Here is a 12847-nt window from a genome sequence, read left to right on the forward strand (position 1 = left end):
CGTGCCGGACGGGGCATCTCCGTGATCGATCGCGATCCGGGCGCCCCGGGGATACGTGCGCCCAAATGAAGCTGCGGGTCTCGAATGCGATCGCCCCCACCCCTGGCAGCAGGGATGGGCGGAAGAAGAAATGACGATGAGACCACGATGACTTACACCACCAATATCGGACGTCGACAGTTCCTCAAGATCCTTGGCGTTGGATCTGTTGCCGTCTCGGCCTCGGCACTGGGCCTGGGTACAGCCTGGGCGCAGGCGCCTGCCGGCGTGCGCCCCTACAAGCTGCTGCGTGCGAAAGAGACGCGCAACAACTGCACCTATTGCTCGGTCGGGTGCGGCCTGCTGATGTATTCGCTGGGTGACGGCGCCAAAAACGCGAAGCCCCGCATCTTCCACATCGAGGGGGATCCCGATCACCCCGTCAGCCGTGGTTCGCTCTGCCCCAAGGGCGCGGGGCTGCTGGACATCGTCCATTCGAAAAACCGGCTGCAGTATCCGGAATACCGCGCGCCAGGGTCGAAGGAGTGGGTGCGCATCAGTTGGGACGATGCGACCAGGCGCATCGCCCGCCTGCTGAAGGACGACCGCGACAAGAACTTCATCGCGCGCAACGACAAGGGCCAACTGGTGAACCGCTGGCTCAGTTCGGGCATGCTCGCCTCATCCGCGGCGTCCAACGAAACCGGGGTTCTCGACTTCAAGTTTGCCCGCTCGCTCGGCATGCTGGCGCTGGACTGCCAGGCACGCCTGTGCCACGGGCCAACGGTTTCCGCACTGGGGCCGTCCTTCGGCCGCGGCGCGATGACCAACCACTGGGTGGACATCAAGAACGCCAATGTCGTCATCGTCATGGGCGGCAACCCGGCCGAGGCGCATCCGGTCGGCTTCAAGTGGGTGATCGAGGCCAAGATCAGGAACAAGGCCAAGGTCATCGTCATCGATCCGCGCTTCAACCGCACCGCCTCGGTTGCCGACATCTTCTCGCCGATCCGGGCGGGGTCGGACACGGCCTTCCTGATGGGCATGGTCAACTGGCTGCTGCAGCACGACAAGATCCAGCACGACTATGTGCGCGCGTACACCAACGCGTCGCTGATCGTGCGCGAGGATTTCGGCTTCGACGAAGGGTTGTTCTCGGGCTTCGATCCGCAGAAGCTCGTCTACGACAAATCCTCCTGGAACTATGAGCTGGACGCGGCGGGAAATGCGAAACGCGATCCCTCGATGCGCCATCCGCGCTGCGTGCTCAGCCTGCTGAAGCAGCACGTGTCACGCTACACGCCCGAGAAGGTCGAGGAGATCACCGGCGTCCGCAAGGCCGACTTCCTGCAGATCGCCGAGATCGTCGGCTCGTGCTCGGCAAAGGACAAGACCCTGACCTGGCTTTACGCGCTCGGCTGGACGCACCACACCGGCGGCGCGCAGATCATCCGCGGCGCCGCGATGATCCAGCTGCTGCTGGGCAATGTCGGCATGTCCGGCGGCGGAGTCAATGCGCTGCGCGGGCATTCCAACATCCAGGGCTATACCGACCTTGGCCTGCTGTCGGTGCGGCTGCCGGGCTACATGGACCTGCCCACCGACAGGCAGCAGACCCTGAAGCAATACCTGGCCGATGCCACGCCCAAGGCCGTGCTGCCCGATCAGGTGAACTACTGGAAGAACCTGCCCAAGTTCTTCGTCTCACTGCAGAAGAACCTGTTCGGCAAGCATGCCACTGCCGAAAACAACTGGGCCTTTGACCTGCTGCCAAAGTGGGACCGCAGCTACGACATGCTGGCCTATTTCGACCTGATGTACCAGGGCAAGGTCAACGGCTATGTGGTCCAGGGGTTCAACCCGCTGGCGGCGATGCCTGACAAGAACAAGACCTCGGCCGCGCTGTCGAAACTGAAGTTCCTCGTGGTCATCGACCCGCTGGTGACCGAGACCTCCAACTTCTGGCGCAACGAAGGCAAGTTCAACGACGTCAAGACCGAAGAGATCATGACCGAAGTCTTCCGGCTGCCGTCGAGCTGCTTTGCCGAGGAAGACGGGACGGTCGTGAACTCCGGCCGCTGGCTGCAATGGCACTACGCGGGCCAGCAGCCGCCGGGCGAGGCGCGCCATGATCCGGCCATTCTCGGCGGCATCATGATGGAGCTGCGGCGGCTTTACGAGAAGGAAGGCGGCGCCTGCCCGGAGCAGGTGCTGCACATGACCTGGGACGAGGCGACCTATCACGATCCGCACAGCCCGCATCCCGAGGAAATGGCCAAGGAAGCCAACGGCTACGCCTTGGCAGACGTGTTCGACGAGACCGGCAAGAAGATCCTGCGCAAGGGCCAGCTGCTGGATTCGTTCGCGCAACTGCGCGACGACGGCACCACCTCAAGCTATTGCTGGATCTTCGCCGGTTCCTGGACCGAGGCGGGCAACCAGATGGCCAGGCGCGACAACACCGACACGGGCCTGGGCAACACGCCGGGCTGGGCCTGGTCCTGGCCCGCGAACCGCCGCATTCTCTACAACCGCGCCTCGATGGACGAGATGGGAAATCCCTGGGACCCCAAGCGCCAGATCCTGCATTGGAACGGCGAGAAATGGGTCGGCGCTGACGTGCCCGACTTTCCGCTCACTGCGGCGCCCGGCACGCCCGTCGGACCCTTCATCATGCTGCCCGAAGGCGTCGGGCGCCTGTTCTCGGTCGGCGGCATGATCGACGGCCCCTTCCCCGAGCATTACGAGCCGGTTGAAAGCCCGATCGCGAAGAACCCCCTGCACGACAAGGTCACGCACAACCCGACCGCCCGCATCTTCCAGAACGATGCGCAGCGGATGGGCAACCGCACCGAGTTCCCCTATGTCGCCACGACCTATTCCATCACGGAACTGTTCCGCCACTGGACCAAGCACTCGCACCTGAACGCCATGCTCCAGCCCGAGCAATTCGTCGAGATCGGCGAAAAGCTGGCCGCGGACAAGGGCATCGCCCATGGCGACACGGTGAAGATCACGACCAAGCGCGGCCATATCACTGCCAAGGCCGTGGTGACCAAGCGCATGCGCACGCTCCGGGTGGCCGGGCAGGCGGTCGATCAGATCGGCATCCCCTGTCATTGGGGCTTCGAGGGGGCGACCCGCAAGGGCTATCTCGCCAATACGCTTGCGCCCGGTGTCGGCGACGCCAATTCGCAAACGCCGGAATTCAAGGCATTCCTTGTAAACATTGAAAAAGTGGCGGGAGCGCAAGCATGAACTCGCAAAACATCATCCGTAGCTCGGCCTCGTCGGAGCTGACACCCGCCCCCCGCATCCGCGACCATCAGATGGAAGTGGCCAAGCTGATCGACGTGTCGATCTGCATCGGCTGCAAGGCGTGCCAGGTCGCTTGCAACGAATGGAACGACCTGCGCGGCGACGTGCAGGAGAATGTCGGCGTCTACGACAATCCGCGCGACCTGTCGCCCAATACCTGGACCCTGATGCGCTTCACCGAGCATGAGGACCAGGCGGGCAAGCTGGAATGGCTGATCCGCAAGGACGGCTGCATGCATTGCGAGGATCCCGGCTGCCTGAAAGCCTGCCCTGCGCCGGGCGCCATCGTCCAGTATGCCAACGGCATCGTCGACTTCCAGTCCGACCTGTGCATCGGCTGCGGCTATTGCGTCGCTGGCTGCCCCTTCGACGTGCCGCGTATTTCCAAGGTGGACAACAAGGCCTACAAGTGCACGCTGTGCTCGGACCGCGTTTCGGTCGGGCAGGAGCCTGCCTGCGTCAAGACCTGCCCGACCGGCGCCATCGCCTTCGGCTCGAAGGCAGAGATGCAATCCCTTGCCGGCGAGCGCGTGGCCGAGCTGAACGAGCGCGGCTATGCCAGGGCCGGCCTGTATGACCCGGCGGGGGTCGGCGGCACCCACGTGATGTATGTGCTGCAACATGCCGACGACCCGAAGCGTTACGCGGGCTTGCCGAAGGACCCGGAGATCAGCACAGTCGTCTCGGGCTGGAAGGATGGACTGAAACCCGTAGCCGGCTTCGTCGGCGCGGCGGCGGTCGTAGGCATGGCGGCGCATTTCATGGCGGTCGGCCCCAACGCCACCGAAACAGACGACCACGACGCCCCGACTGACGGCGCGGCATAAGCGGAGACCGGAAATGGCGACCAACAACGACAGGATCCTGCGCACGAAATTCGCCGAGCGGCTGTGTCACTGGGCAATCGTGCTCTGCTTCTTCCTTGCGGCGGTTTCGGGAATCTCGTGGTTCTTCCCGACGGTGAGCTGGCTGAGCGGCTTCCTTGGCACGCCGCAGATGGCGCGGCTGCTCCACCCGTTCCTGGGCATCGCGGTGTTCGCGGGGCTTTGCTACATGTTCTGGCGCTTCGTCGGCCACAACATGCCCGCGCGCACCGACGCGATCTGGTTCCGCCGCGCCAGGGAAGTGCTGCTGAACCAGCATGGCGGCGAACCGCTGCAGATCGGCAAGTACAACGCCGGCCAGAAGGTGCTGTTCTGGCTCATCATGGCTTCGATCCTGGCCCTGCTGGTCTCCGGCCTGATCATGTGGCGCGCCTATTTTGCCGAGTATTTCCCGATTCCCGTGCTCCGCCTGGCGATCCTGGCCCATTCCGTCGCGGGGATCGGCCTGATCCTGCTGATCGTGGGCCACATCTATCTGGCGATCTGGGTCCGCGGCTCGATCACCGGCATGGTGACGGGCTACGTCTCGCGCGCCTGGGCCAGGCAACACCATGACCGCTGGTATGGCGAGTTGCAGGCAAAGAAGTCGAAAGCGGCGCAAGCGAAGGGGAACGAGGCATGAACCAGCATCAGACCACGCCGGGAACACTGCCATCGGACGAGGCCTCCCGGCATTTCACGCCGCTGATCCAGCCAGAACTTGCCGGTCTTTACAGCCGCCGCGCCAGGCGCCTGCGCGCGCTGGCCGAAGGGCACGACCTTGCCGATTACCTGCGCCTGGCCGCCCGCGTGGCCGAGGTGCAGGCGTCGCTTGTGCCCGAGACCGGTGGTTCCGGCCCGGCAGACGCCGGGGCCATCCCGCAGGAGGGGCATTGGGGCGCCCTGCTTGATCGGTTGATCGAGCGGCTCGCGCACGATGTTCCCGCCCCGGTCGCCCCGCATCTTGCGGCGCTGCGCGCCCTCCCCGCGGATGCGCGCCTTGGCGCCGCCCAGGCGCTGACCGAGGGCCGCTTTGATGCGGTGCCGGCGGCAATCGCGCCCTTCCTCTGGGCTGCGCTCTCGCTGCAATGTGCCAGCGCCGCGCGGGCGGCGCCCGTGCCCGACAGCGGCCCGGCCGAGCACGCATCCTGCCCGGTCTGCGGCACTGCCCCCGTGGCAAGCCTGATCCTGATCGGCGACCGCCAGGGCATGCGCTATCTGCATTGCGCGCTCTGCGAGAGCCAGTGGCACATGGTGCGGGCGAAATGCACCAACTGCGGCGAAGCCTCGGAGCTTGACTACCTCAGCTTCGACACCGCCGAAGCCACAGTACGCGCCGAAAGCTGCGGCGTGTGCCACGGCTACCTGAAGGTCATCTCACTGGAACGCGACCCGCAGGCCGAGGCCGTGGCCGATGACCTTGCCACCCTGGCCCTGGACGATGCCGTGACGGCGGAGGGCTATCAACGGACCGGGTTCAATCCCTTTGCTCTGCCGGGATGAGGCGTTGCCCGACCTGTCCTGCTGGCGACCAGATTCTTCGCCTACCCGAACGCCCGCACGCCAGTCATCCATTCGTGAAGCACGAATCCGAACAGCACCCAGCCTGCCAGCCCCGCGACCGCCACCATCGCATCGCGCGCAGGTGTCCCGGCCGGGCAGCTGGTTCCTGCTTCCCGGTCCCGCCGGCGCGCTGACACGAAGTCCGCCGCCGCCCACGCCAGGAACGCGCCAAACAGCACCACTGCCGCGAGTGTGCCGTTGGCAAGCAGGTGCCCCAGGGCCCAGGCCTGCACGCCTGCCAGCATCGGATGACCAAGCGCAGCCTTGATGCGGTTGCGAGGCACATAGGCCGCCGCAATCAGCACAAAGGCCGGGATCGCGAGCAATGCGGCAACGTACCGCCCCCACACCGGCGGCGTCCAGACCACCACAGGATCCGCGCTGGCCAGCCCGTAGCCCCAGACAACCAGCGCCAGGCCGGCAATCGAAACCAGGGTGTACAAGCCTTTCCAGCGACGGGGGCCGAGCCTGGCAATCTGCGCGGCGCGCCATGGGTCGGCAACCATGCGTACCGAGTGCGTACCCAGAAAAATGAGCAATCCCAGAACCAGTACCGTCATGCTGATACCTCTTTCTTTAGCGCCCGTCCCACGCCTAAGCTAGTCACATTGCGTTGCAGCGGTCCAGCCTTGACCAGGAGGGTTTCCCATGCTTCAGAACAGTGACGTCGCGGCCAGGATTCCTGCGCAAGACCTCGCACGAGCGAGATCCTTCTATTCGAGCAAGCTCGGTCTTGAACCAGTGGAGGAACGGCCCGGCGGCCTGCGCTACAAGTGCGGCAACAGCTACTTCGTACTTTTCGAGTCGGCTGGCTCGGCCTCTGGCACTCACACACAAATGGCCTGGGAGGTCGATGACCTCCAGGCAACCGTTAGCGAGCTGCGGCAGCTGGGAGTCGTGTTCGAAGAATACGATCTTCCCGGCCTCAAGACCATCAATGGGATCGCCGAGGTCCAGGGGAACTACCCGTCCAAGGGTGGCATAGGCGAGAAAGGTGCCTGGTTCAGAGACAGCGAGGGCAACCTCCTTGCCGTCGGGCAACCGATCAGGTGAGTCGATCGACCTGATGGAACTGTTCCTTCGGACACCGCAGTTCGCGTCGCCCTGAACCCGGAGAAGCAAGATGCCATACGTCACGTCTGACGGTGTTTCGATCCACTACGAGGTCAAGGGCCAGGGCTCGCCCGTGCTTCTCCTGGCGGGGCTTGCGGGAGTGGGCGCATCCTGGGGGCCACAGATCGACCTGTTCGCCGGGCATCACCAGGTGATCGTGCCGGATCACCGAGGCACCGGTCAGTCCGAGCGCACCGCGCGCGACATGACGATTACGCAACACGCGCGGGACATGGCGCGGGTCATCGAGGCGGTCGGGTGCGGGCCGGTCCATGTGGTCGGGTCCTCGACCGGAGGCGCCATCGCGCAGCTGCTGGCAATCAAACACCGCGAGCGATTGCGCAGCGCGACCATTGTCTCTTCGATTGCTCGCGCGGACGCGTTCTACCGCCGCCAGTTCGACATGCGGCGACGCATGCTGACCGATTCCGGCCTGCGCGCGTCCACCGAGGCGAACGCACTATTCCTGTTCGACCCGAAATTCAGTCGCGAGCACCCGGAGCAGGTACAGGCGTGGGTGAATGCGGCATCGGCCGGCACATTCGACCCGGAGATCGGATTTGCCCGGATCGACATGATCGTAGGACACGACGCCTTCGATGATCTTCCATCGATCACGACGCCGACGCTGGTACTGGTGGGCGAGCGCGACTTCTGCGCCCCGCCGCACTTCTCTGCGGAGATTGCAGCGCGGATTCCGGGAGCGGAGTTTGCCACCCTGGACGGTGGTCATTTCATCTTCCTCGAGAAGCCGGTACTACTGCACGACATGTCGAAGCCTTCATTGCCAGGCACGAACGATGATCGGTTCGAGGGCGCGGCGCCAACATGCCATGTCATGGCTCGCCGCCGCCCGCCTCTGCCTGCGCCGGGGCCGCCCCGTCCTCGCGCAGCCAGACAATAAACTCCGCCCCCTGTCCCACCGCGCTCTCCACGGTAATGCGGCCGCCGTAGCGCTCCACCAGCGCATAGCTGATGGATAGCCCCAGGCCCGTCCCCATCTGCTTCTTGGTCGTGAAGAACGGATTGAACAGGTTGGGCAAGTCTTCTTCCCGGATGCCGTGGCCGGTGTCGCGCACATGCAGCGTCACGCCCTGCCCGTCCCAGTCGCGCGTGCCCAGCGTGAGCGTGCCGCCCTCGGGCATGGCGTGGATGGCATTGGTCAGCAGGTTGACCACCACCTGCTGCAACTCGCTGCGGCTGATGCGCACCTGGCGCGTGGCCAGGCAATCCAGCTCGACCCGGATCGACGCGCCCTTCAGCATGTGCTGGACCAGGTCGACGCAGCCGGCCGCCACTTCACTCACGTCCAGGCGCTCGATATTGCCGGCGTAGGCCTCTGGCCGGACAAACTGCAGCAGCCGGCTGGTCAGCAGGTGGATACGCCGCACCTGCTCGTCGATCAGCCTCAACTCGTGCCGGACTGGCTCGGCAGCCGGGCCAAGAATCTCGCGCGCCACGTCCAGGTTGCCCTGGATGACCGCGATCGGATTGTTGATCTCATGTGCCACGCCCGCTGTAAGGTGCCCTGCGACGGCGAGCTTCTCCGACGTGATCAGCTGCTGCCGGGTGGCACGCAGCTCGGCGTTTGCGTCCTCCAGCTCGCGCGTGCGCTCTGCCACCTTGCGATCGAGCGAGTCCGCCCAGTCCCTGAGCTGGTCATTGCGCTGCCGCAGGGCCGACAGCAGCTGGTCGAACTGGCTGGCGAGCTGGCCCAGCTCGTCATCGCTGCGCACCGGGCCCACGCGCGCATCGGTGTCGCCCGCCTTCAGCGCCTGCATGGTGCCGACCATCCGCGCCATCGGCGCGAACACGCGCCTGGCCCAGAACAAGGCCAATAACGACCCCGCCACGCCCAGCAGCAGGAACAGGCCCACCAGCACCCCAAAAGCCAGGTTCTTCACCTGGCCGATGGGCCTGGCAAGATAGCCAACATAGAGCATGCCGATCCGCTCGCCGCGGCTGTCCACGATCGGCTCATAGGCGCTCATGTACCAGTCGCTGACCACGAACGCCAGGTCCAGCCATTTCTCGCCGCGCAGCAGCACCTTGTCGCGCACCTCGCGGGAGACCCGCGTTCCCAGGGCGCGCTCGCCATGGAACAGCCGCACGTTGGTGGCAATGCGCGTGTCGTCCAGGAACAGGGTCGCCGTGCCCTCGCTGCCACGAGGCAGCGATTCCGGCTGGTAGACCAGCGCGTTGATCGTGTCGATGAAGCCGAGGTTGTGGTTCAGCAGCGTGCCGCCATGCAGGATCGCCACCAGCGTTCCCGCCTGGTCAAATACCGGTGCGGCCGCGTGCATCACCATGCCGCGGCTTTCCTGGGTCCTGTCGGTCGGCGCTGCGTTGGCGGTGGGGCGTAGCGCCACCTGTGCGCGTCGGGCAAGCTCGCCGGAAACCGCGGCCAGTTGCGTGGCAGACCATGCGTCGGTGGCGGCGTCCGTGCGGCCGGCGGCGGCGCTGGCCACCACGCGCCAGGCTGCGTAATCCGCCCCTGCCGCGACAGCAGGCGCAGCGGCAAGCAGCCGCCCTTGCGGATCGAGCAACTGCAGGAAATCGAGCCCATGCGTGCGCCGCGCGTCAGCCAGGATCCCGGGCATGGCGCCGCCGCGGCGAAGTCCGTCCACCAGCGCATACGACCTCGCCTCCTGCAGGACACGGTCGCCCACGCCGCCGACCATATGCTCGAAGTACTCGTGGGCGACCAGCAGGTCGCTGTTGACCTTGTAGGCAAGCAAGGCCTGGAACGCGCGATTGCCCCACAACCCCATGATCAGCAGCAGCGCCAGCAGCGCCACCAGCAGGGGCGCGACCACGATGGATACAAGCTTGGCCCGCAGCGAGGCGCGATAGCGGCACAGCAGCGCAGCCGGGCTCAAGGACGCAGGCCCCACTGCAGGCACTTGCGGTCCAGCGTGCGGCGCGAGATGCCAAGCCGGCGCGCCGCTTCCACCCGGTTGCCGCCCTCGGCCGCCAGCACCTGCAGGATGTGCCGCCGCTCCACCGACTCCAGCAGGGTGCCGTCGTCGGCCGGCATGGCTGCATCCTCGCGCTCTTCTTCCGGAAGGTTGGCTTGAGCCGGATCGGCCTGGTGCGCCAGCAGCTCGACCGGGTATTCGCCAAGGATCAGCGCCCGCTCCACCAGGTTGCGCAGTTCGCGCGCATTGCCTGGCCAGTCGTAGCCCTTGAGCACCCGGATCAATGAGGGCGAAAGCGGCACCGCCGGCAGCCCGAGCTGGGCCGACAGCTGCTCCGAGAAATGCTCGGCCAGCGGCACGATGTCTTCCGGCCGCGTGCGCAACGGCGGGATGCCGACGGACACGACGTCGAGCCGGTAGAACAGGTCCTGGCGGAAGCGCCCGGCGGCGACCTCGTTGGCCAGGTTGCGGTTGCAGGCCGCGACGATGCGCACGTCCACGGCAATCTCGCGCTCGGTGCCGAGCGGCCGGATGCGCCGATCCTCGATCACCCGCAACAGCTTGGCCTGCATCGCCAGCGGCAGCTCCGAGATCTCGTCCAGGAACAGCGTGCCGCCGTCGGCATAGAGGAACAGGCCATGGCGCCCGCCAGCCGCGCCGGTGAAGGCACCCTTGGCATGGCCGAACAATTCGCTTTCGATGATCTCGGGCGCCATCGCGCCGCAGTTCAGCGGCACGAACTGGCCCTGCCGTCCGCTCAGGCGATGCAGCTCGCGCGCCACCACTTCCTTGCCGGTGCCGGACTCGCCCGTCACCAGTACCGTCGATGGCATCGGTGCCACCCGCGCCACCAGCGCCACGACCTTCTTCATGGCCTCGGACTCGCCAATGAAGTGCTTGTGGATGGTGTACTTGTCCAGCTCGCGGCGCAGCAGGTAGTTCTCACGCGCGAGCCGGGTCCGGTCGAAGCAGCGCCGGATCGCATTGAGCATCTGGTCGACGCGGAACGGCTTGACGATGAAGTCCGCCGCGCCCGAGCGCAGCGCGGCAATCGCCGTGTCCATGTCGGCGAAGGCCGTCATCAGGATCACGTCGGCGGGGTTGCCGGCCGCGCGCAGTGCCTTGAGCCACTCCATCCCGCTGGCACCGGGCAGCGCCACATCGAGCAGGATCAGGTCGAAATGCCGTTGCTCCAGCAGCGCGGCACCCGCTTCGGCGCTGTCGGCCGTCACCACGCTGCCCACCTTGCCTTCGAGCGCGCGCGACAGGAACGAACGCATGCCGGCCTCGTCGTCCACCACCAGGATCGTGCGACGCTGCCAGTTGTCGGCATCGGGCGGGTTGCTTTGTCTTTCGCTCATCACTTTAGTTGTTGCGGGCCAAGGGAAGAGTCTAGCGACAGTCGGCCACCCGGCTGTATTGGGAATTAAACCGAGCCGGCCGCCGCACATGGACATTTTGGCCCGGGCAAGGGGCCTCCGTCCGGACATTTTGTCCAAGGCTGCGCCCCGGCGCGCGGGGCCGCGCGACGCAATCCATTGACGACAAAGGGATTGCGCCTTGGGCATGGCTTTTGCTGAACCACGCACTCCAGCCCGTCGCATCACGCGCAAAAAGAGGCTGCCACTTCCAGGTAGGAGACACCTTCATGTCATACCCCGCGCAAGCGCAAACGCCCTCGCAGAAGTCCCAGCACGCGTCGCCGTCCCGGCCAGCATCACGCCCGTCGGCCTTCTCCAAGGAGGCCATCATCGCCCGCCCCGGCTTCAACCGCTGGATGGTGCCGCCCGCGGCGCTGGCGGTGCACCTGTGCATCGGCCAGGCCTATGCCTTCTCGGTCTTCAACGAACCGCTGACCCGGATCCTTGGCGTCACGCAGTCCGCGCCGGGCGACTGGCAACTGACCACGCTGGGCTGGGTGTTCTCGCTGGCGATCTTCTTCCTCGGCATCTCTGCCGCCTTTGCCGGCAAGTGGCTGGAGAAGGTCGGGCCGCGGCGCACCATGTTCACTGCGGCGTGCTGCTTCGGCGGCGGCTTCCTGGTGTCGGCGCTGGGCATCTGGCTGCACCAGATCTGGCTGCTCTACCTGGGCTACGGCGTGCTGGGCGGAATCGGGCTGGGGCTGGGCTACGTGTCGCCCGTGTCCACGCTGATCCGCTGGTTCCCCGACCGCCGCGGCATGGCCACCGGCATGGCGATCATGGGCTTCGGCGGCGGCGCGATGATCGGCGCGCCGCTGTCGGTCGCGCTGATGAACACCTTCAAGAGCGCGACCAGCGCGGGCGTGGCACAGACCTTCCTGGTGATGGGCGTGGTCTACTTCATCTCGATGTCGATCGGCGCGCTGGCCATCCGCATCCCGGCCCCGGGCTGGGCGCCCCCGGGCTACGTTCCCACCACCAAGGCCCGCAAGATGGTCACGCACGCCAACGTGCATATCGACCAGGCGCTGAAGACGCCGCAATTCTACCTGCTGTGGGTGATCCTGTTCCTGAACATCACCGCCGGCATCGGCGTGCTGGGCCAGGCTGCGGTGATGATCCAGGAAACCTTCAAGGGCAGCATCACTGCGGCAGCCGCCGCCGGCTTCGTCGGCCTGCTCAGCATCGGCAACATGACGGGGCGCTTCCTGTGGAGCTCCGCCAGCGACTACTTCGGCCGCAAGATCACCTATGCCATCTTCTTCGCCTTCGGCGCCGCGCTGTACATGGCGGTGCCGGCCGTCGGCTCGTCCGGCAACGTGGCCCTGTTCGTGGCCTGCTACTTCCTGATCCTGACCATGTATGGCGGCGGCTTCAGCACCATTCCCGCCTACCTGGCCGACATGTTCGGCACGGCCTACGTCGGCGGCATCCATGGCCGCCTGCTGACCGCCTGGGCCGCCGCCGGCATTGCCGGCCCGGCGCTGGTCAACTACATCCGCGAGCACAAGCTGGCCATGGGTGTGCCCAGGTCAGAGGTCTATGTCGACACCCTGCACATCATGGCCGGCCTGCTGGTGGCGGGGTTCGTCTGCAACCTGCTGATCCGGCCGGTGCATGAGCGCCACCACCTGCGCGAAGCCACCAGCGCAGCCTGAGCGCCACCCCGGCT

10 protein-coding genes are annotated in these 12847 nt (G+C 66.0%); 7 read left to right on the forward strand and 3 right to left on the reverse strand.

Features of this window, described 5'->3' with window-relative positions:
- The first annotated feature begins 147 nt into the window (after window positions 1-147).
- Genes fdnG through fdhE form a run of 4 tightly spaced genes read left to right on the forward strand, consistent with a single transcriptional unit; the run spans window position 148 to window position 5663 of the window.
- Window positions 148-3237, forward strand: a complete 3090-nt coding sequence (gene fdnG / locus AC3WLF_RS01760; protein ID WP_492357716.1) for a formate dehydrogenase-N subunit alpha — start codon at window positions 148-150, stop codon at window positions 3235-3237.
- Window positions 3234-4124 carry a formate dehydrogenase subunit beta gene (gene fdxH / locus AC3WLF_RS01765; RefSeq protein ID WP_492357717.1) on the forward strand — a complete coding sequence of 297 codons (891 nt, stop codon included), beginning with the start codon at window positions 3234-3236 and terminating at the stop codon, window positions 4122-4124. Before fdnG ends, fdxH begins: the two co-directional genes overlap by 4 nt.
- Window positions 4125-4137: 13 nt before the next feature.
- The gene (locus AC3WLF_RS01770; RefSeq protein ID WP_492355760.1) at window positions 4138-4803 is read left to right on the forward strand and encodes a formate dehydrogenase subunit gamma; all 666 of its coding nucleotides are present in this window, start codon (window positions 4138-4140) and stop codon (window positions 4801-4803) included.
- On the forward strand, window positions 4800-5663 hold the full coding sequence (gene fdhE / locus AC3WLF_RS01775; RefSeq protein WP_492317009.1) for a formate dehydrogenase accessory protein FdhE: 864 nt from the start codon (window positions 4800-4802) through the stop codon (window positions 5661-5663). The genes AC3WLF_RS01770 and fdhE overlap by 4 nt, the downstream gene beginning before the upstream one ends.
- Before the next feature lie 41 nt (window positions 5664-5704).
- Here the strand turns inward: fdhE and AC3WLF_RS01780 are convergent, their stop codons facing one another.
- Window positions 5705-6283, reverse strand: a complete 579-nt coding sequence (locus AC3WLF_RS01780; protein WP_492357718.1) for an NnrU family protein — start codon at window positions 6281-6283, stop codon at window positions 5705-5707.
- A gap of 88 nt (window positions 6284-6371) precedes the next feature.
- Between AC3WLF_RS01780 and AC3WLF_RS01785 the strand changes: the two genes are divergently transcribed.
- Both AC3WLF_RS01785 and AC3WLF_RS01790 read left to right on the forward strand, forming a co-directional pair.
- Complete coding sequence (locus AC3WLF_RS01785) at window positions 6372-6776, forward strand: VOC family protein (protein WP_492351289.1); 405 nt, start codon at window positions 6372-6374, stop codon at window positions 6774-6776.
- A gap of 70 nt (window positions 6777-6846) precedes the next feature.
- Window positions 6847-7740 (forward strand): alpha/beta fold hydrolase, encoded by an 894-nt coding sequence (locus AC3WLF_RS01790; RefSeq protein ID WP_492357719.1) that lies wholly within the window; start codon window positions 6847-6849, stop codon window positions 7738-7740.
- Here AC3WLF_RS01790 and AC3WLF_RS01795 read toward each other — a convergent pair.
- Together AC3WLF_RS01795 and AC3WLF_RS01800 are read right to left on the reverse strand one after the other, a co-directional pair.
- The gene (locus tag AC3WLF_RS01795) at window positions 7673-9715 is read right to left on the reverse strand and encodes a sensor histidine kinase (RefSeq protein WP_492357720.1); all 2043 of its coding nucleotides are present in this window, start codon (window positions 9713-9715) and stop codon (window positions 7673-7675) included. The two genes, AC3WLF_RS01790 and AC3WLF_RS01795, sit on opposite strands and share 68 nt — an antisense overlap.
- Complete coding sequence (locus AC3WLF_RS01800; protein ID WP_492351286.1) at window positions 9712-11115, reverse strand: sigma-54-dependent transcriptional regulator; 1404 nt, start codon at window positions 11113-11115, stop codon at window positions 9712-9714. The genes AC3WLF_RS01795 and AC3WLF_RS01800 overlap by 4 nt, the downstream gene beginning before the upstream one ends.
- Window positions 11116-11402: 287 nt before the next feature.
- Between AC3WLF_RS01800 and AC3WLF_RS01805 the strand changes: the two genes are divergently transcribed.
- On the forward strand, window positions 11403-12833 hold the full coding sequence (locus AC3WLF_RS01805; protein ID WP_492357721.1) for an L-lactate MFS transporter: 1431 nt from the start codon (window positions 11403-11405) through the stop codon (window positions 12831-12833).
- The last annotated feature ends 14 nt before the right edge of the window (window positions 12834-12847 follow it).

It is taken from the genome of Cupriavidus sp. FW306-01-F10A (assembly GCF_058782785.1).